We start from the raw sequence: 20,187 nt of genomic DNA on the forward strand, positions 1-20,187 counted from the left end.
AAAGCGAAACCCGAGCATGGCCCGGGTTTGCTTGCAGCTTACGGCTTGAAGCTTGCGGCTGGGATCAGACGATCTCGAACAGACCGGCTGCGCCCTGGCCACCGCCGATGCACATGGTGACAACCACGTACTTGACGCCGCGGCGCTTGCCTTCGATCAGCGCGTGGCCGGTCAGGCGGGAGCCGGTTACACCGTAGGGGTGGCCGATGGCGATGGAGCCACCGTTGACGTTCAGGTTCTCGGCCGGGATGCCCAGACGGTCACGGCAGTAGACAACCTGGGAAGCGAAGGCTTCGTTCAGTTCCCACAGACCGATATCGTCCATGGTCAGGCCATTGCGCTGCAGCAGGCGCGGGATGGCGAAGACCGGGCCGATGCCCATTTCGTCAGGCTCGCAACCGGCAACGGCGAAACCGCGGAAAATACCCATCGGCTCAACGTTCAGCTGTTCGGCAACCTTGCTGTTCATCACGGTGCAGACAGACGCGCCGTCAGACAGCTGGCTGGCGTTACCGGCGGTGATGAAGTTGCCCGGGCCACGGACCGGCTGCAGGGAGGACAGGCCTTCCAGAGTGGTGCTCGGACGGTTGCACTCGTCACGATCCAGAACCACTTCCTGGTCGGTGATTTCGCCGGTTTCCTTGTTCTGGACCTTCATGATGGCCTTGAACGGTACGATTTCGTCGGCGAACTTGCCGCTCTGCTGACCGGCAGCCACGCGCTGCTGGCTCAGCAGGGAGTACTCGTCCTGGGACTCGCGGCTGACGTTGTAGCGCTGGGCTACGATGTCGGCAGTCTCGATCATGGACAGGTACAGCTCGGGCTTGTTCTTCATGATCCACTCGTTGGTGCCGTGGAACATGTTGATCTTGTCGTTCTGGCACAGGCTGATGGACTCAACGCCACCGGCAACGATGGCCGGGATCTTTTCGCTGACAACACGCTGGGCAGCGATGGCGATGGACTGCAGGCCGGAGCTGCAGAAACGGTTCAGCGACATACCGGCAGTGGTAACCGGCAGACCGCCGCGGATGGCAGCCAGACGCGCCATGTTCTTGCCCTGGGCACCTTCGTGGAAGGTTGCGCCGAGGATCACGTCTTCAACCAGCGCCGGGTCGATACCTGCGCGCTTGACCGCTTCTTCAATGACGAAGCCGGCCATGTCAACACTGTGGGTGTTGTTCAGTGCGCCGCGATAGGATTTGCCCAGGCCGGTACGGGCCGTAGATACGATAACTGCGTCTGTCATGTTGTTGCTCCTGTTGAAATTCAAGTACATCAGCCTGCAGCCGGGGTTATCCCTCAGCCCGGCTGGCCCTGCTGTTCACCCCAGCGTGTCAGCGTGTCCCGTGCCTCCCGGTAGGGTTTGAGCCCCATGGCCAGAAGGATGATGGCGCCCACGGTAATCACGCTGGCAACGATGAATATGGAATAACGGATCGCCATGTCGTCCTGGAACACGTAGTCGGTGAACAGCGCGACGGCGGTCGGACCAATACCCAGACCGATCAGGGTAATGGTGAAAAGATAGATGGCCGAGGCCTGACCACGCATGGCGTTGGGCATGACCTCCTGAATCGCCGCCGGTGCGACACCAAACGGCATGGCGACCGTGAATACGTTAAAGAACATGATGGTCCACAGCAGCGGCATGTTGTCGACCAGATACACCACGTTGCACAGCAGGGTCAGGATAGCCGAGAGCAGACCAACCCGCATGTTGGCATCGCGACAGCCGCGGTGGGCAAGAAAGTCGGCGAGACGCCCGCCGAATACAATCCCCAGAGACCCGGCAACCATCACCAGCGAGCCGTAGTAGACACCGACTTCGCCCGGAGTCAGCCCGTGGTTGCGAATAAAGAAGGTCGGAATCCAGGCCGAGGCGCCGTAGGAAGCAAACGACAGACAGGCAAAACCGAAGTTATGGCACAGCACCGCCTTGCGAATACCCATCAGGTAACGGCCCACGTCCTTCAGCGGCACGGCGACGCCGGCACCAATACCCTTGCGGGACGGCTCCTTGATCGCCAGCAGCACCAGGCAGAACAGCAGGCCTGCGGCACCCAGCACCAGGAAAATCAGTTGCCAGGGGCGGACTTCACCCAGCAGCGGCAGCACCATCGGGCCTTGCGCGTTAGCCCACGTCACCACCAGGCCACCGAGCAAAAATGCAGCGCCAGCCCCAAGATAAATACCCATGGCATAGACACTGATGGCCGTTGCGCGACGATTGGCCGGGAAGCTGTCGGCGATCAGCGAATAGGCAGCTGGAGACAGCGCAGCTTCTCCTGCGCCCACGCCAATGCGACCAACGATAAAATGCCAGTACTGCTGCGCCAGACCGCAGAACGCGGTCATCAGACTCCACACGGCCACGCCCGCAGCGATCAGGCCGCGGCGGCTCTTGGAGTCGGCAATCCGCCCCAGCGGAATACCGGCTACAGTGTAGAAAACGGCAAATGACAGACCCATCAGCAGGCTCATTTCAGTATCGGAAATCTGCAGGTCCTGGCGAATAGGCCCAACCAGCAGGTTCAGAATCTGGCGATCTACAAAGGACAGAACATAGGCAACCAGCAAAATACTGACCGTCAGCCAGGCTCGTTTGGGCGACGGATAACTATTATTCTCGTCCACGCTATGCTCCATTTTTTGTAGTTGGAATTATCAGCAAGACGAGACTATCAGGTTCGCACAGCGAAAGTCGATTTCGAAATACAGCGATCAGCAACCTCAATGCGTGTCTATCACCGGAGGCTATGTATTGTTCAAACAGTTTCCGCAGCTCTCTGAAAAGGCCCTCGCACCATGAGCTCACCCCTAATCATGGTCGGTGCCGGCCATGCCCACCTGGTCGCCCTGCGCGGCTGGATTGCACAGGGTTATCAGGTTCCGCCCGGCAGCCCGCTCATCTCGCCGGAGCCTTATGCCTGGTACTCGGGCATGATGCCCGGCATGCTGGCCGGCCGCTGGCAGGCAGAACAATGCCGTATTGAACTGGCCCCACTCTGCGACGCCACGGGTCTGACCCTGCACATCGGCCGCCTGGCACATCTGGACGCAGACAACCGCCTGCTGGAGCTGGACAGCGGGGAGCAACTGCGCAGCACCCTGCTGTCCATCAACAGCGGTGCAATCAATCCGGCGCCGCCCGACAATGACCATAGCCTTGTGGTCATCGGCGCCAAACCCTTTGCCGACCTGCACCGCTACTGGCAGGCCTGGCAAGCCGGCAACAGCCCGGCGAAATTGGTCATTCTGGGCGGCGGCGCCGCTGCGGTAGAACTGGCCCTGGCGCTGCAAAAAGCCCTGCCCCACAGTCAGCTCACACTGCTGTGCGCATCCCGGCTGCTGGCCGGCCATCCTGCCGGCGCGGCACGCAAGACCCGATCCCTGTTTGCCCGGCGCGGTATCACGCTGCATGAGAATGTGACTGTCACGGCAATCGAGCGCGGCACCCTGAGATCGGCAGATGCGCCGCTGGTAGCCGCTGACGCGGTCATCCTGGCTACCGGTACCGCGCCGGCAGCCTGGCAAGCCGATAGCGGGCTGGCGACCGACAAGACCGGATTCATCAGCATCGATGCCTCGTTACAGAGCACCTCGCATCCGCTGATCTTTGCCAGCGGCGACTGCGCGGCGCTGGCCGGCTGCCCCCACTCCGGCGTTTACGCCGTCCGCCAGGGGCCGATACTGGGCGCAAACCTGCGCGCACAATTGCGGGGCAGCCCGCCACTGCTACGCTTTGAACCTCAGCCCAGAGCCCTTGCCCTTTTGGCCACGGCTGACCGGCAGGCACTGGCCTGCTACGGGCCTGTCACGGTGCGCAGCCGCGCAGCACTCTGGCTCAAGAACAAGCTCGACACCGACTTCATGCGCAGCCTGGAGATCGACTGACATGCGCGGCTTGCAGGCCAAGACCAAAGATCAATTGTCGAGACCCGATACAGGTGGCTAAATGAGTCTGGATCGACCAGAACAAGAACAACACAGGGCCTTGCGCCCCTGAATGGACCTCTGCGTATGCGCACCGGATTTATCGGCAAAGCGATTTTGGCCCTGCTGCAACTGGGCACCCTTGGCTGGCTTTACTACAGCGCTGGCATTGACGTTCTGGCGCCTGCGCTGATCCTCGCCGTGCTGCCCTGGATCGGGCTTCCCTGGTTCTACCCGCCCTCTGACCCACCCTCCAGCACTCCGTCAACAGGCGAGGCAAACGGCAGCGCCGATCTCAGTGCACGCCTGTCACGCGCTACCAGCCAGAACGCCATTGCTGCGGCCGAGGTCGCACACTCGGTGGAGCAATTACGCCTGCGCCAGCAGTCACAGCTGCTGGCGATTCGTCAGGTGACCGACAGCGCCCAGCAGATCGCCGTCGAGGTCGACGCCACCAGCCGTTATGCCGAGCGCGCCGACGGCGCCGCCGAACAGGCGCGCAGCCGCAGCCAGCAGGGCCGCAACGCACTGGATCAGGCCACCCAGGTGATGCACCAGTTGGCCAGCCAGACTGACGCAGCCAACACGGTGCTCAACGAACTCAATGCCCAGACCACCCGGATCGTACAGGTCACCGAGGTCATCGACTCGATTGCCAGCCAGACCAATCTGCTCGCCCTCAATGCCGCCATCGAAGCCGCCCGCGCAGGCGACATGGGCCGTGGTTTCGCCGTCGTCGCCGATGAAGTCAGGGCACTGGCCGCCCGCACCGCCTCCTCCACCTCTGAAGTCGCCGATATCATTGAACGCATGCATCAGCAGAGTCAGCGGGTAAATGCCGACTTTGCCGCGCTGGTAGAGCAGGTACAGGGCGGCGTCAGCCTGATTGAAAGTGCCGCCGGCCAGCTGGAAGAAATCAGCACCCAGGGTGACGAGGTTAAGGCCGTTACCGGGCAGATCGCCGACAGTAGCCTGACCAATCGTGACCAGCTGGCCAACCTGAGCAGCGCGCTGGAGCAGGTACGCAGCGATATCGAACAGAGTGATGAGCAAACCCGACGCCTCGGCGGCGAAGCGATCAACCTGGTGTCGCTGGCCGAGCAGGTCAGTGAGATGCTGGCTGATGTCGCCCTGGACGAATACCACCAACGCTTCTTCGATGCCGCACAGCAAACCGCCAGCGCCATTGCCGCGAGATTTGAGGCGGATCTGGCCAGCGGCAAGATCCAGCGCAGCGCGCTATTTGACCGTAACCTGAAACTCATCCCCGGCAGCAACCCGGCCCGCTACAGCAGCGCTTTCGACAGCTACACCGATCAGGTGCTGCCGGCCATTCAGGAGCCGCTCCTGCAACAGCACCCGGAACTGGTCTATGCCATCGCGGCCATTCCCTCGGGCTATGTGCCGACCCACAACCTGCGCTTCAGCAAGCAACCCACCGGCGACGTGCAGCACGACACCCTGCACTGCCGCAGCAAGCGCCTGTTTGATGACCCAACCGGCCGGCGCTGCGGCAGCCACGCGCAGACGCTGCTGCTGCAGACATACAAGCGCGACACCGGCGAAGTGATGCACGACCTGTCGGTGCCGATCATGGTGAATGGTGAACACTGGGGCGGGGTGCGATTGGGCTATAAGCCGGAGCAATAGGCGATGGTTTCGCACCCGACCTCACCCCCAACCGCAGGGTGGATCAAGCGCAGCATATCCACCATGCCTTCACACCCGACCTCACACCCGACCGTAGGGTGGATCAAGCGCAGCGTGTCCACCATGACTTCGCACCCGACCTCACACCCGACCGTAGGGTGGATCAAGCGCAGCGTATCCACCATGCCGTCACACCCGACCTCACACCCAACCGCAGGGTGGATCAAGCGCAGCGTATCCACCATGCCTTCACACCCGACCTCACACCCAACCGTAGGGTGGATTAAGCGCAGCGTATCCACCAAGACCGAGCGCCACGCCCCGCCAGCGCCACCATCAACACAGCTCCCCGCGAAACGCCAGGGAAGCGCTGATCAGGCCGCCGATTGCAACGGCCCTTCCAGCCGCCGGGTAACGGCATCGGCACAGGTCTCGCGGCGCAGACTGTCAAACAACTCGCGCGCGTCGGGGTAATGCTGGCCGAGCATCGCCAGCCATTGTTTCAGCCGGCCCGGCGCATGGCGATCCACCACCCGCAAGCGGGTCTGCCGATAGAAGTCGGCCAGCCAGGGCCACAGCGTCGGCCAGTCGAGCACCGCCGCATCGCTGTTTTCACGAATACGCAGCCCCAGATCAGGGCAGCGCACCAGCCCGCGCCCGATCATCACCGCCTCGCAGCCACTGACGTCCCGAATGCGCCGATAGTCTTCGGTAGTCCACACCTCACCATTGGCAATCACCGGCACATCAACCGATTCGCGAATGCGCGCCAGCCACTCCCAATGCGCCGGCGGCTTATAGCCCTCGACCTTGGTGCGGGCGTGCACGGTGATCTCGCTGGCGCCGCCGTCAGCCAGCGCCTGCGCGCATTCCAGCGTCTGACTGGTGTCGGTCAGCCCCAAGCGCATCTTGGCAGTCACCGGAATGTGCAAAGGCGTCGCCGAACGGACGCTGGCGACGATCTCGCGCAGCAACTCGGGTTCGGTCAGCAGCGCGGCGCCGCCACGATGACGGTTAACCGTCTTGGCCGGGCAGCCGAAGTTGAGGTCAATTGCCGGCGCGCCCATCGACGCCAGCAGCGCCGCGTTCTCCCCCATCCAGCGCACATCCGAGCCGAGCAATTGCGGGCGCACCGGCACACCGGCGCGGGTGCACCAGCCGTGCTCGCTTTCCGGCACGCTGCGGCGAATGGTGGCGACGTTGAGCAGCCCTTCGGTCACGCGAATGAACTCGCTCACGCACCAGTCGATCCCGCCGATGCGGGTCAGCACATCGCGCATGGGTGCATCGGCCAGCCCCTCCATCGGGGCCAGCACGACCGGGCCGTTTATCCGCTCAAGGCTGTTCATGCGCTCGGGGCCGCTCATGCGCTGATGCCATGCTCGGCCAGCATGTCGAGCAGCTGCTGTTCGGTCCAGACGTTCACACCCAGCTGCTCGGCCTTGGCCAGCTTGCTGCCGGCACCGGGCCCGGCGACAACGCAATGGGTCTTGGCCGACACGCTGCCTGCGACCTTGGCACCGAGGCTTTCCAGATGCCCTTTGGCAACATCGCGCGACATGGCTTCCAGCGTGCCGGTCAGCACCCAGGTCTGCCCCGCCAGCAACAACCCGCCGGAGGTCTCCGCGCGCGGGCTTTGCCAGTGCATGCCGAAGTCGCGCAGCTGCTGCTCGACAGCTTCCGCGCCGGCGCGCAGGGCCTGGTTCTGGAAATACTCGCGCAGCGCCTTGATTGCCTTGTCGTTCAGGCGCTCGACCTGTTTCAAGTCCAGCCAGTCAGCGTTAATGATCTTCTCCAGACTGCCGAACTGGCTCGCCAGCCGCTCGGCACCGGTATTGGCGATGCCCGGGATATTCAGTCGCGCCAGAAAATCGGCCAAGGAGACGCACGCAGCAAACTCGGCGCCCAGTTCACCCGGCTCCTCAGGCGTTACGCCGCGTTCCAGCAGTTGATCAATCACCTGACGGTTGTGCGCATCGGCAAAGAACGAATGAATCTCATGGGCCACTTCCAGACCCACATCCGGCAGATAGACCAGCACCTCGGGCAGCGCGCGCTCGATACGCTCCAGCTTGCCCAGCGCACGCGCCAGCAGTTTGGCGGTCTCTTCACCCACATCCGGAATGCCAAGGGCATAGATAAAGCGCGCCAGCGCCGGCTTCTTGCTGGCCTGAATAGCGGTCAGCAGATTCTTGGTCGACAGCTCGGCAAACCCCTCCAGTGCCAGCACCTGTTCAAAGGTCAGCCGGTAAAGGTCTGCCGGGGACGCCACCAGCCCGGTATCTACCAGTTGCTCGACGCTCTTCTCGCCCAGCCCGTCGATATCCATGGCGCGGCGTGAAACGAAGTGGATGATCGACTGCTTGAGCTGCGCCTGACAGGTCAGACGGCCAACACAACGGTAGACCGAGCCTTCGCTGGTGGTCGAACCCGATTTGCCGCGCTTGACCAACTGGGTGCGCTCCACCGCAGAGCCACACACCGGGCACGCCGTTGGCACCTCGACCGGACGCGCATCGGCCGGGCGACGCTCGGCAACCACCTGCATCACCTGCGGGATCACGTCGCCGGCGCGGCGGATGATCACGGTGTCGCCGATCATCACACCCAGCCGTGCGACTTCATCCATGTTGTGCAAGGTGGCGTTGGATACGGTCACTCCTGCCACCTGAACGGGTTTGAGCCGTGCCACCGGCGTCACCGCACCGGTGCGGCCAACCTGAAACTCGACATCCAGCAGCTCGGTCAGCTCTTCCATTGCCGGGAACTTGTGGGCAATCGCCCAGCGCGGCTCACGGGCGCGAAAACCCAGCTCGCGCTGATAACTCAGCTGATTGACCTTGAACACCACGCCGTCGATCTCGTATTCCAGCCCGGCGCGGCGCTCGCCGATATCGCGGTAGTAATCCAGGGTGCCGTCCACGCCCTTCACCAGCTTCAATTCACGGCTGATCGGAATCCCCCAGCCCTTGAACGCCTGCAAAATAGCGTACTGATTGTCGGGCAGCTCGCCGTCGACGCGGCCAAAGCCATAGCAGCAGAATTCCAGCGGGCGGCTGGCGGTAATGGTCGGGTCAAGCTGGCGCAGGCTGCCGGCCGCCGCGTTGCGCGGGTTGGCGAAGGTCTTGCTGCCCGCCTCACGCGCGCGCTCGTTCAGCGCCTCAAAGCCGGCCTTGCTCATGAATACTTCGCCACGCACTTCCAGCACCGCCGGCCAGCCCTCGCCACGCAGCTTGAGCGGAACGTTGCGGATGGTGCGCACGTTGGTGGAGATATCTTCCCCGGTGGTGCCGTCGCCACGGGTAGCGCCGCGCACCAACAGTCCGTTCTCGTAGAGCAGACTGACCGCCAGACCGTCCAGTTTGGGCTCGCAGCAGTACTCGACTTCAGCGCCACCGCCGAACAGATCGCCGGCTGGCAGGTCCAGCCCTTCACGCACCCGGCGGTCGAAGTCCAGCATGTCCTGCTCGGCGAAGGCGTTGCCCAGGCTGAGCATCGGCACTTCGTGCCTAACCTCACCAAACCCCGCCGCCGGCGCACCACCCACCCGCTGGGTCGGCGAGTCAGGGGTAATCAGATCAGGGTGTTCCGCCTCGATTGCCTTGAGTTCGTTGAACAGCCGATCATACTCGGCGTCCGGCACTGCGGGCTCGTCGAGGACGTAATAGCGGTAGTTGTGCTGCGCGATTTCCTCACGCAGGGCAAGGGCGCGTTCGGCGGGAGTGGCGTGCTGGGGCATGGGCGGTCGCTGGGCTGGGAGTTCGGTGGCTATTCTAACCGAACCAAAGCTTCAAGCCGCAAGCTACAAGCTGCAAGCAAACCCGGCCCGAGCACGGATTCTGGTTTTAGCTTGCGGCTTGCAGCTTGTGGCTTGCAGCTTGTGGCTTGTGGCTTGCAGCTTGTGGCTTGCAGCTTGTGGCTTGCAGCTTGTGGCTTGCAGCTTGTGGCTTGCAGCTTGTGGCTTGCAGCTAGCCAACGGCGCTAAGCGCCCTGCGGGCGCTTAGCGCCGTTGGCTGTAGTTCAGCCGCTCAAACTCGGCGATACGCTGCCGATAGTGCTCAATGGTCTGGGCGGTCAGTACGCTGCGTTGCTCGTCTTTCAGGTCACCGCCCAGTTCGTGGGCGAGCTTGCGGGCGGCGGCGATCATCAGATCCAGTGCCTGCTTGGGATGGCGCGGGCCCGGCAGGCCCATGAAGAAACTGACTGCGCGAACGTGGCTCTGGTCCAGTTCATCCAGATCAAACACACCCGGCTTGAGCGCGTTGGCCATGGAGAACAGCACATCGCCATTACCGCTCATGCTTTCATGGCGATGGAAGATATTCATGTCGCCGTAGCGCAGACCACTTTCGAGAATGCTCTGATGCAGCGCAGAACCAGGAAAGCCCTGCTCGTCACGAGCAACCACGTTGATTACCAGCACCAGCTCCACCGGCAGGCTTTGCTGTTCAGGGCGCGGGGCAGCCTCGCTGGCAGCCGGCTTTTCAGCGGCCGGACGGGCCTTGCTGCGCGGCTCGGCAACGATAGGGTCGACCAGCACCGGAGGCTCGTCCAGATCAAGACCGACCTGCTCTGGTTCATGCCATTGTTCGTCGCTGCCTGTGGGCGCAGCCGACGGGCCTCCGTCACCAAAGGACGGCTCGGCACGTTCCTGGCGATTGACCACGCGCGGCGGTCCGAGCAGCTCGTCGTTGCCCTCCTCGGGGAGGTCAGCGAGGTTGCGTTCGAGCTTGAAGCGAATTTTTGATCGCCCACCCATGCGCCGCCAGCCATCAAACAGAATGCCGGCGATCACCAGCAGGCCAATGATGAAAAGCCACTCACGCAAACCGAAATCCATGAATACCCGTTCCTGTCGTCACTTTGCTGATCGGGCGGTTGACTGTCCGCCTCTCGTCTGGCCGGATGCTAGCACGGCCGCCATCAAAACTACACTGCCGCCAACGCAGCCGCCTCTTCCACGTCTACTGTGACCAGCCTTGAGCAGCCGGGTTCATGCATGGTGACGCCCATCAACTGATCGGCCATTTCCATGGCGATCTTGTTGTGGGTGATGTAGATGAACTGCACCCGCGCCGACATCTCCTTCACCATACGCGCATAACGGCCGACGTTGGCGTCATCCAGCGGCGCGTCTACCTCATCGAGCATGCAGAACGGTGCCGGGTTGAGCTGGAAGATAGAGAACACCAGGGCAATCGCCGTCAGCGCCTTTTCCCCGCCGGACAGCAGGTGAATGGTGCTGTTCTTCTTGCCCGGCGGGCGCGCCATGATGGCGACGCCGGTATCGAGCAAGTCGTCGCCCGTCAGCTCCAGATAGGCATGACCGCCGCCAAACACCTTGGGAAACAGCGTCTGCAGCCCCTGATTGACCTTGTCGAAGGTCTCCTTGAAGCGTGCGCGGGTCTCCCGGTCGATCTTGCGAATAACCTGTTCGAGCGTATTGAGCGCCTCTTCCAGATCGGCATTTTGCGCATCCAGATAGCGCTTGCGCTCTGACTGCTGGTCGTATTCTTCGATGGCCGCCAAGTTGATCGCACCCAGGCGCTGAATACGCGCATCCAGCTGCGCCAGTTGCTGTTCCCAATCCGTTTCATTGGCGCCCTGCGGCAGGGTTGCCAGCACGCCGTGCAGGTCATAACCGGCCTCGACCAGTTGCTCCTGCAAGCCCTGACGGCGGGTTTGCAGGTCGCGGGCGTTGAGCCGCTGCTCATCCAATTGGGTGCGCAGCACCTGCGCCTGCTGCTCGGCCTGCACGCGCCGGGTTTCCTGCGCGCGCATCTGCTGGTCGACCCCTTCCAGCGCCTGACGGGCCGCGCTCAGCTCCTGCTCGACCGTAATCCGCTGCTCGAGCAGGGTTTCCAGCTCAATACGCTGATCGTCTTCCGGCGCCTGACTCTCTTCCAGCGTCATGCGCAGTTGCTCACGGCGCTCGGACAGGCGCTCGGCCTGCACCTGCTGCCGCTCCAGCCCCTGCCGGGTGCTTTTCAACTGCGCAGTGAGTGACTGCGCGCGCAGCGCCAGTTGATGGGCACGGTCTTTTTGCTGACGGGACTGCTGGCGGGCGAGGTCCAGGGTTTCACGCGCCAGATCACGCTGCTGCAGCAATTCTTCACGCCGGCCGGTGTCCTCGGCCATGCTGTCCAGCGCCGCCTGCAGAGTCAGCCTGGCTTCACCAATCTGCTCCAGTTCGTCGCTGCGCTGGCGTTTGAGTTCTTCCAGATCTTCGCCGATGCGCTGGCGGCGGGCGTTGATCTGCTCGAGTCGCACCTGCCGTGCCGACCACTGGGCCTTGAGTTCGCCCTGCTGACGACCGGTGCCAGCCAGCGTCTGCTGCAACGCATCACGTTCAAGCTCCAAGCGACGCAGCGCTTCACGCAACTGATCGACCTTCTCCTGCCCCGACTCCAGCGCCGCCTGCTGCTCGTCGAGACTGGCCTGCAGCTGCTCCATCTCCTGCTGGCGCGCCAACACACCGGTCTCGCTGGCCTCGCCACGGCGGAACCGCAGCCAGTTGGGGCCGACCCAATGGCCTTCGCGGGTAATAAAGGATTCGTGCGCGGCCAGGGTCGCGCGCGCGCTCAGTGCCTGCGCCAGACTCTCAGCCGGGCGAATGCTCGCCAGCCAGGGGCTCAGATCCAGATTGCTGCTGACCTTGTCGAGCAAGCTGCCCGGTACAGTGGCAACCGAGCTGCCGCGCTGCAGCAGACGCAGACTGCCCTGTTCGAAACTGGCCATCACGGCGTCCAGCTGATCGAGATCATCCAGCGCGATGGCCTGCAGATCGTCGGCCAGCACCGCCTCGACCGCCCGCTCCCAGCCGCTCTCGACCTGCAACTGCTCGGCCAGCAGGCCATGGCCCTGTACGCCCTGCTCTGCCAGCCAGTCACCAACATCGCTGCCCTTGGCCAGGGCCGCCTGCTGCAGCGCTTCCAGCGAGGCCAAGCGGCCGCTGCCACGCTGCAGCTCGCCACGGTGGATATCCTGCTCCTGCTGCAGCGCGTTCAGCGCCTCGCGATCCTGTTGCAGGCGCTCGCTGACGTCGGCCAGCTGCATCTGATCCGTTTCGCTGCGCAGCTCCAGCTCGGCCAGCTGTTCGGCCAGTTCGGCCAGTTCGTCATCCAGCGAGCCGGCGTTCAGCCCGCTGCGCTCGTCCTCCAGGCGCTGGATGCGCTCACCGAGCCGCTCGACCGACTGCTCCATGTGGCGAATACGCGACTGCTCCACCTCAGCCTGCTGACGCGGCTCGGCGGCGCGCTGGTTGAACTGATCCCAGGCGCTCTGCCAGTTCTGCATGGCGTCTTCGGCGCTTTGCAGCGAGATCGCGATGTCTTCTTCGGCGGCGCCGGCCATCTCCAGCTCGGGCTCAATGCCATCGAGCTCCGCCTGCAGGTCGGCCAGCAGGGCTTCGTCCTGGGTCAGATGGCTCTGCGCTTCCTGCCAGGCCTGCTCGGTTTCTTCAATGTCGCTGTGCAGCTGACGCTGGCGATCGCGATTGAACTGCAGAATCTGCTCGATACGGCTGATATCGGCACCGACGCTGTAATACTGGGCCTGCACCCGGTTGAAGGTTTCGGTCAGGTCACTGTGCTGATCGCGCTGCTTTTCGATCTCGCTGTCGGCGTTGCGCTGCTCGGCAATCAGCGCCTCCAGCGCCACCTCAAGGTCGCGTACCCGGTGCTCACGCTGGCCCACCTGCTCGTTCAGCGTCTGCCAGCGCAGCGCCTGCAGCTGTGCCTTGAGCTGCCGCTCTTCAGCCTTGTATTCCTTGTACTTCTCGGCCGCCTGCGCCTGCCGATGCAAATGCGCAAGCTGGCGTTCCAGCTCCTCGCGCAGATCGGTCAGGCGCGACAGGTTCTCGTGGGTGCGGCGAATGCGGTTTTCGGTCTCGCGGCGGCGATCCTTGTAGCGGGAGATACCGGCGGCTTCTTCGATAAACAGGCGCAGGTCTTCCGGTTTGGCTTCGATCAGGCGGGAAATCATGCCCTGCTCGATGATCGAGTAGCTGCGCGGCCCGAGGCCGGTGCCCATGAAGATATCGGTAATGTCGCGGCGGCGGCACTTGGTGCCGTTGAGGAAATACTGGTTCTGCGCTTCGCGGGTGACCTTGCGGCGAATGGATATCTCGTTGTATCCGGCGTATTCGCCCTGCAAAGTGCCGTCACTGTTGTCGAACACCAGCTCGATAGACGCCTGGCCGACCGGTTTGCGCGAGTTGGAACCGTTGAAGATGACGTCGGTCATCGACTCGCCACGCAGGTTCTTGGCCGAACTTTCGCCCATGACCCAGCGCACCGCGTCGATGATATTGGACTTGCCACAGCCGTTCGGCCCGACCACCGCGCCCATGTTGGTCGGGAAGTAGACCGTCGTTGGATCAACGAAGGATTTGAAGCCGGCCAGCTTGATGCACTTGAGTCGCATTGAGGGGCATATCCTTGCACTGCCGTGTCGCAGGTCGAACCGACCAGCAAACCCGCATTTTTACCCGGTCTGCGCGCCCATGAGAAGCCCCTTGGGGCAATTCGCTGGCCTGATGCAGCCGCTTGCGGCACACTTTCAGCGCCGCACCATACAGGGATACCGGAACGATCATGGCCGCAGAACCGCGACTCGACAGCCTCTACAGCAAGCTGATGAACGAAGAAGACGCCAGAGTCTGCAAGGACATCCCCGATTCGGCCTGTTCAGACGTGCCGCAGAACTTCTTCCTGCAGGTGCTGGCAAACACCCTGACCAGCCTCGGCGATACCCTGACCAACCCGAAAACCACCCTCGCCTGGCTGCTCGGCGTGGTCGGTGCGCCGGTTGCGCTGATCGCCTGGCTGGTACCGATTCGCGAGTCCGGCTCGATGCTGCCGCAACTGCTGATCGCCGCCTGGATTCGTCGCCTGCCCTATCGGCGCGGCGTCTGGGTATGCGGCAGCCTGCTGCAGGCAGGGGCGTTGCTGGCCATGGGCGCGGTGGCGTGGTTCTTTGAGGGGGCGCTGGCGGGCGGGCTGATCATTGCCTGCCTGATCGTCTTCAGTCTGGCCCGTGGGCTGTGCTCGGTGGCCAGCAAGGATGTGATCGGCAAGACCGTCCCCAAGACCCGCCGAGGCCGGCTTAACGGCCTGGCGACCAGCCTGTCCGGCTGGCTGGCTCTGGCGTTCGGGGTCTACTGCCTGATCTATCCGCCAAATGACGACGATATGCTGTTCTACGCCGCATTGCTGATTGGCGCGGCACTGCTCTGGATGCTCGCAGCGCTGGTTTACCGGCGCATCGACGAGGCCCCCGGTGCGACCGAGGGCGGCGGCAACGCCTTCAGCCACGCGCTCGGCAACATCAGCCTGCTGCGCGACGACGCGCCCTTCCGGCGTTTTGTCGTCACCCGGGCGCTGCTGCTGTGTTCGGCGCTGTCGGCGCCCTACTACGTGGTACTTGCCCGAGACGTGGAGAGCGGCTTTGGCATGCTGGGTGCCTTTCTGGTTGCCAACGGCCTGGCCAGCAGCCTGAGCGCGGGCGTTTGGGGGCGGATGTCGGATGCGTCGAGTCGTCAGGTGCTGATTCGCGCCGCACTGCTGGCGAGCCTGCTGGGGCCGCTGGTGATTGCGGTTGATCGCTGGGCCAACCTGCCCGACGCGCTGCATGCCTGGCTGTTTCCGCTGGCGTTCTTCGTGCTCGGTATTGCCCATGCCGGCGTGCGGGTCGGCCGCAAGACCTATGTGCTGGACATGGCCGGCGGCAACAAACGTACGGACTATGTTTCGGTCGGCAACAGCGTCATTGGCCTGATCCTGCTCGCCACCGGGTTGTTCGGCCTGCTCAGCGGCCTGATCGGCGCGGCAGGCATGCTGTTGCTGCTCTCGGCCATCGGCCTGCTTGGGGCGCTGCTGGCAACCACGCTACCCGAAGTACAACAGGACTAACAGCACAGCAGGACTGAATCAGAGGGCCTGAATCCAGTCGCGGGCGGTAGCTGCCTCACTGGTCGGAAAGACCTTTACCTCAACGCCCGGAATCAGACGGTCAGCCAGACCAACCATCACTTCGAGCCAGCGCTGATCCGTTACAACAGCCTCGCGCTCGAAACGGTTCCAGTGGCTGATGCCGTATTTCAGATCCTTGTACAGGGCTTCAACCGACATACCCTCAAAGGCCGGCATTTCGACATAGATCCGCGCTCTGGGGTGTTCCTGCAGTTTGGCTTCAACTACCGCAAGCATCTGCTCCAGCATCTCGCCGGTGATCTTGCCTTCGATGCGAAAGCCCAGCACCTTGTCGTTGGCGAAGGGAATCAGGGTGAACATGGCGACCGCCTCCTGTATGAGCGGCCCGTGGCAGGGCCATGCCGAATTGGACAACAGGAAACGGGGCATGACTCCCGGCCGGACAGCCGGGAGCCCGGACAGAGTTACTCGACGGACTGATCAATGACCAGTTGATACACCTGCTCGGAGCCGGCGCGAACCTCGTCGACCCTGCCGATATGGGTACCGCTGCGCGCATCGCCATCCAGCGATACCCGCGCGACCAGCTCAAGTGGCTGCTCTGCGCTCAGCTTGACGCCGGGCAGCATGGCATCGGCTTCACTCAGGCTCAGCTCCAGAGGCAGCTCGGCCAAGGTCAGACGTTTGGCCGCCAGCGGCATCGGCGGGCCGTTCGGCTCGCGGATGAAGACAAATACACTGGCGCTATCCGGCAGGCTGGCGCGCAGCGCCGGGTCAATGCTGATCTGCGCCTTGACCGCCAGCAGCACCGGCGCTTCCGGCGGTGTCTGGCCGGCATCGATCATGCGCTGACGGGCACGGTCAATACCGCCCTGAATGGCCTGAGCGCCGGGACTGTTCTCTGCCATACCCTGCTGCAACTGCTGCCAGTAACGAATGGCACCGGCAAAGTCATCCGCCTCGAAGGCGGCGATACCGAGCAGGCCCAGCGCGGTAGGCTGCTGCGGGTTCAGCTCGATGGCCTTGTCCAGCGCCAGCGCAGACTCGGCATCGAGCTTGTTGCCGTTGGCGAAATAACGTGCCTGTGCCAGCTGGGCCAATACCTCGGGTTGCTCACCCAGACGCGCCAGCGCATTGCCAAAGGCATCAGCCGCCTTTTCCGGGTTCTGGGCACTGATATAGGCACGCCCCAGCATGTACCAGGCCTCTCCGTTCTCGGGTTGCACCTGCACTACCCGCTGGGTGCGGTCGATCAGCGCTTCGAGCGAGTCCACCTGGGGGGTGGCCTGCATTTCGCGGTACAGCGCCAGGCCATCAGCCGCGCCCCACTGACGATAAAGCCCCAGCACGGCGAGCGGCAGTACCAGAACGGCGATGATCAGCAGCCAGGTGAACTGGCGGGTCAGCGGCGCCTGCCGCGCGTCGGCAGCGGCGGTGTCTTCAAGCAGCAGCCGGCTGGCCTCGCCCTTGGCGGCAGCAAGCTGCGCCTCACTCAGATCCCCCGCACGCGCCTGCGCTTCCAGCTCGGCGACGCGCTCCTCGTAAAGGGCCACGTTCAGGGCGGTACGATCCACCCGATCCATCCGCTGGCGACGGCGCAGCGGCCACAGCATCATCACGGCCGCGACCAGCAACAGGGCGGCGGCTCCCAACCACAAATCAGTCATCTTGGCTCTTCTTGTTGAGCAGTTCGTCCAGCCGCTTTTGCTCCTGCGGCGACAGACCGGCATCAGAGGATTCATTCACCGCCCGCTGCCGGCGGCGAACCAGTAAGACCAACGCCAGCACGCCAACCAGCAGGAACGCCAGCGGTCCGAACCAGAGCACCGCAGTATCGCGGTTCAGAGCCGGCTTGTAGCGAACGAACTCGCCATAGCGGGCGACCATGTAGTCGACGATCTCGTCGTCACTGCGCCCGTCCTCCAGCAGTCGAAACACCTCCTGACGCAGGTCAGCCGCAATCGGCGCATCGGAGTCGGCAATGTTCTGGTTCTGACATTTCGGGCAGCGCAGTTCGGAACCGATGGCGTAGAAGCGATCACGCTCCTGCTCCGAGCTGAACTCGAAGGTATCCACCGCCGCCCCGACGCCGCCAGCCATCAGCAGCAGCCCGAGGGCAAGCCAGTGCAGTCGTCGGCTCATTTGGCCTCCTCCACCAGCGCCTGATAACGCGCGCCCAGGTCGGTGTCCCAAACCCGGTCGTCAATCACGCCGATAAACTTGTGACGGATCACGCCGTTGGCATCGATCAGATAGGTTTCCGGTGCGCCGTAAACGCCCAGATCAAGCCCGAGTCGGCCATCAGCATCGCTGATGTTCAACTGATAGGGGTTATGAAAGTCCTTCAGCCACTTGATCGCGTCTGCATTGGTGTCCTTGTAGTTGACCCCGTAGATCACCACGCCTTCGGCAGCGAGACGGTTCAGCACCGGATGCTCGACGCGGCAGGCAACACACCAGGTCGCCCAGATATTGACCAGCGCCGGGCCCTTGAGATCAGCCTGGGTAATGCGCGGCTCGCCGTCGATCACCGATGGCAGATCAAACGTCGGGAACGGCTTGTTCAACAGCGGTGACGGCAGCTCCAGCTCGGTCACGCCTTCTTCCTTGGTCATCAGGCTCTGCAGGAAGAAGCCGGCCAGCACCAGAAACAGCAGCAGCGGCACAATCAGCAATAGACGACGCATCAGGCAGGCTCCCCGGCAACGCGACTGGCCGGCTGGTCGGCGCGCTGGCGCGCCTTGAGACGGTAGCGCTTGTCACTGGCAGCCAGAAGGCCACCAGCCATCATCATCAGGCCGCCCAGCCAGATCCAGCGCACAAAGGGCTTGATATGAACCCGCATCGCCCAGGCATCACCCTCAAGCGGCTCGCCCATGGCAACGAACAGGTCGCGGGTAAAACCGGCGTCAATGCCCGCCTCGGTCATTACCTGATTCTTCACCCGGTACAGGCGCTTCTCCGGGTGCAGCGTGGTCAGCAGGCGGTCGCCGGAATAGACACTGACTGTGCCCTGATCTGACACCCAGTTCGGGCCCTCACGGTGGCGCACGCCATCAAATACGAAGGTGTAGCCGCCCAGATCCAGAGCGTCACCCGGCGCCATGCGCAGGTCGCGCTGATTGTCGAACAGACTGGCACCGACCACGCCAACGGCACAGACCGCGATACCCACATGCGCCAGGGTCATGCCCCAGTAGCTGCGCGGCAACGCACGAACACCGGCGACCAGCCCCTTGTTGCGACTCTTGTGCAGGATGTCCCGCACACTGGCGCCACACACCCAGAAGACCAGCAGCAGCAGACTGCCGACCGCCAACTGGTGGGCACCGATCCACAGGGCGATAGCGACTGCAGCCACGGCGGCCAGCACCAGCACCCACTTGAGCTGGCCAACCAGCCAGTCCATCGGGGTCTGCTTCCAGCGGCTGAGGATGCCGACACCGAGGGCAGCCATCAGAATCGCCATCAACGGCAGGAACATGCCGTTGAAGTACGGCGGGCCAACCGACACCAGGGTGTCGAACGCCGACATGATCAGCGGGTACAGGGTGCCGAGCAGGACCATCAGCGCCGATACCACCAGCACCACGTTGTTGACCAGCAGCAGCGCTTCACGCGAGTTCCAGGCAAAGCCGATCTGGCTCTTCACTACCGGCGCACGCAGGGCATACAGCAGCAGCGAACCACCAACCACGACCAGCAGGAAGCCCAGCACGAACACGCCGCGCTCCGGATCGGTTGCAAACGCATGCACCGAGGTCAGCACGCCGGAGCGTACCAGGAAGGTACCCAGCAGACTCAGCGAGAAGGCCGCGATGGCGAGCAGCACGGTCCAGCTCTTGAACACGCCGCGCTTTTCGGTCACCGCCAGCGAGTGGATCAGTGCAGTACCCACCAGCCAGGGCATGAATGACGCGTTTTCTACCGGGTCCCAGAACCACCACCCCCCCCAGCCGAGCTCGTAATAGGCCCACCAGGAGCCAAGCACGATACCGATGGTCAGAAATGCCCAGGCGACGATGGTCCAGGGCCGCGACCAGCGGGCCCAGGCGGCGTCAAGACGACCGCCCAGCAGCGCCGCGATAGCAAAGGCAAAGGCCACCGAGAAGCCGACATAACCCATATAGAGCATCGGCGGGTGGACGATCAGGCCGAAGTCCTGCAGCAGCGGGTTGAGGTCGTTGCCGTCGACCGGATGGAACGGCAGCTGACGATCAAACGGGTTGGATGTGATCAGCATAAAGCACAGGAAGCCGACGCTGATCATGCCCATCACTGCCAACACACGGGCCAGCATCTCCTCCGGCAGATCGCGCGAGAAGATCGCCACGGCAAAGGTCCATCCCGCCAGAATCAGCGCCCACAGCAGCAGAGAACCCTCGTGCCCCCCCCAAACCGCACTGACCTTGTAATACCAGGGCAGTGCCGAGTTGGAGTTGAGCGCAACATAGGTCACGCTGAAGTCGTCAACCACAAAGGCGTGGACCAGACAGCCAAAGGCAAAGGCCACGAACAGGCACTGCGCCGCGGCCGCCGGTTGACCGAGCCCCATGGCCATGCCGTCACCGCGCCAGGCACCATACAGCGGCACTGTTGCCTGCAGAACCGACAGGCACAGCGCTATGATCAGGGCGATCTGCCCAAGTTCAGGAATCATGCTGCCCCC

General features: G+C 63.3%; 14 protein-coding genes. 3 read left to right on the forward strand and 11 right to left on the reverse strand.

The window, feature by feature from the left end:
• Positions 1 to 64: 64 nt before the first annotated feature.
• Both ACZ5WQ_RS07810 and ACZ5WQ_RS07815 read right to left on the reverse strand, forming a co-directional pair.
• Complete coding sequence (locus ACZ5WQ_RS07810) at positions 65 to 1,249, reverse strand: acetyl-CoA C-acyltransferase (protein WP_088273690.1); 1,185 nt, start codon at positions 1,247 to 1,249, stop codon at positions 65 to 67.
• Between the two features lie 53 nt (positions 1,250 to 1,302).
• The gene (locus tag ACZ5WQ_RS07815; RefSeq protein WP_233048218.1) at positions 1,303 to 2,637 is read right to left on the reverse strand and encodes a spinster family MFS transporter; all 1,335 of its coding nucleotides are present in this window, start codon (positions 2,635 to 2,637) and stop codon (positions 1,303 to 1,305) included.
• A gap of 171 nt (positions 2,638 to 2,808) precedes the next feature.
• On the opposite strand from ACZ5WQ_RS07815, the gene ACZ5WQ_RS07820 reads away from it, so the two are divergent.
• Together ACZ5WQ_RS07820 and ACZ5WQ_RS07825 are read left to right on the forward strand one after the other, a co-directional pair.
• Positions 2,809 to 3,897: an FAD-dependent oxidoreductase gene (locus ACZ5WQ_RS07820; protein WP_464383522.1), complete on the forward strand. Its 1,089-nt coding sequence runs from the start codon at positions 2,809 to 2,811 to the stop codon at positions 3,895 to 3,897.
• A 126-nt stretch (positions 3,898 to 4,023) separates the two neighbouring features.
• Complete coding sequence (locus ACZ5WQ_RS07825) at positions 4,024 to 5,586, forward strand: methyl-accepting chemotaxis protein (protein ID WP_464383523.1); 1,563 nt, start codon at positions 4,024 to 4,026, stop codon at positions 5,584 to 5,586.
• 374 nt (positions 5,587 to 5,960) lie between these two features.
• On the opposite strand, the gene ACZ5WQ_RS07830 is transcribed toward ACZ5WQ_RS07825, so the two are convergent.
• From ACZ5WQ_RS07830 to smc, 4 genes are all read right to left on the reverse strand, one after another.
• Entirely contained in the window at positions 5,961 to 6,953 is a 993-nt protein-coding gene (locus ACZ5WQ_RS07830; RefSeq protein WP_464383524.1) for a tRNA dihydrouridine synthase, read from the reverse strand.
• Positions 6,950 to 9,325 carry an NAD-dependent DNA ligase LigA gene (gene ligA / locus ACZ5WQ_RS07835; RefSeq protein WP_464383525.1) on the reverse strand — a complete coding sequence of 792 codons (2,376 nt, stop codon included), beginning with the start codon at positions 9,323 to 9,325 and terminating at the stop codon, positions 6,950 to 6,952. The genes ACZ5WQ_RS07830 and ligA overlap by 4 nt, the downstream gene beginning before the upstream one ends.
• A 261-nt stretch (positions 9,326 to 9,586) precedes the next feature.
• Positions 9,587 to 10,426, reverse strand: a complete 840-nt coding sequence (zipA, locus tag ACZ5WQ_RS07840) for a cell division protein ZipA (RefSeq protein WP_464383526.1) — start codon at positions 10,424 to 10,426, stop codon at positions 9,587 to 9,589.
• A gap of 89 nt (positions 10,427 to 10,515) precedes the next feature.
• Positions 10,516 to 14,010 (reverse strand): chromosome segregation protein SMC, encoded by a 3,495-nt coding sequence (smc, locus tag ACZ5WQ_RS07845; RefSeq protein WP_464383527.1) that lies wholly within the window; start codon positions 14,008 to 14,010, stop codon positions 10,516 to 10,518.
• Between the two features lie 170 nt (positions 14,011 to 14,180).
• Here smc and ACZ5WQ_RS07850 point away from each other — a divergent pair, with 170 nt between their 5' ends.
• Positions 14,181 to 15,497, forward strand: a complete 1,317-nt coding sequence (locus ACZ5WQ_RS07850; RefSeq protein WP_464383528.1) for an MFS transporter — start codon at positions 14,181 to 14,183, stop codon at positions 15,495 to 15,497.
• A gap of 18 nt (positions 15,498 to 15,515) precedes the next feature.
• On the opposite strand, the gene ACZ5WQ_RS07855 is transcribed toward ACZ5WQ_RS07850, so the two are convergent.
• The 5 genes from ACZ5WQ_RS07855 to ACZ5WQ_RS07875 all read right to left on the reverse strand — a co-directional run bounded on the left by ACZ5WQ_RS07855 (position 15,516) and on the right by ACZ5WQ_RS07875 (position 20,178).
• Positions 15,516 to 15,878, reverse strand: a complete 363-nt coding sequence (locus ACZ5WQ_RS07855; protein WP_233048226.1) for a SpoIIAA family protein — start codon at positions 15,876 to 15,878, stop codon at positions 15,516 to 15,518.
• A 104-nt stretch (positions 15,879 to 15,982) separates the two neighbouring features.
• Positions 15,983 to 17,185: a c-type cytochrome biogenesis protein CcmI gene (gene ccmI / locus ACZ5WQ_RS07860; RefSeq protein WP_464383529.1), complete on the reverse strand. Its 1,203-nt coding sequence runs from the start codon at positions 17,183 to 17,185 to the stop codon at positions 15,983 to 15,985.
• Positions 17,178 to 17,660 carry a cytochrome c-type biogenesis protein gene (locus ACZ5WQ_RS07865; RefSeq protein ID WP_269687039.1) on the reverse strand — a complete coding sequence of 161 codons (483 nt, stop codon included), beginning with the start codon at positions 17,658 to 17,660 and terminating at the stop codon, positions 17,178 to 17,180. Before ACZ5WQ_RS07865 ends, ccmI begins: the two co-directional genes overlap by 8 nt.
• Positions 17,657 to 18,205, reverse strand: a complete 549-nt coding sequence (locus ACZ5WQ_RS07870; protein WP_228246156.1) for a DsbE family thiol:disulfide interchange protein — start codon at positions 18,203 to 18,205, stop codon at positions 17,657 to 17,659. Before ACZ5WQ_RS07870 ends, ACZ5WQ_RS07865 begins: the two co-directional genes overlap by 4 nt.
• Entirely contained in the window at positions 18,205 to 20,178 is a 1,974-nt protein-coding gene (locus ACZ5WQ_RS07875; RefSeq protein WP_228246157.1) for a heme lyase CcmF/NrfE family subunit, read from the reverse strand. The genes ACZ5WQ_RS07870 and ACZ5WQ_RS07875 overlap by 1 nt, the downstream gene beginning before the upstream one ends.
• Between the last annotated feature and the right edge of the window lie 9 nt (positions 20,179 to 20,187).

It is taken from the genome of Halopseudomonas sp. T1L2, assembly GCF_055397385.1.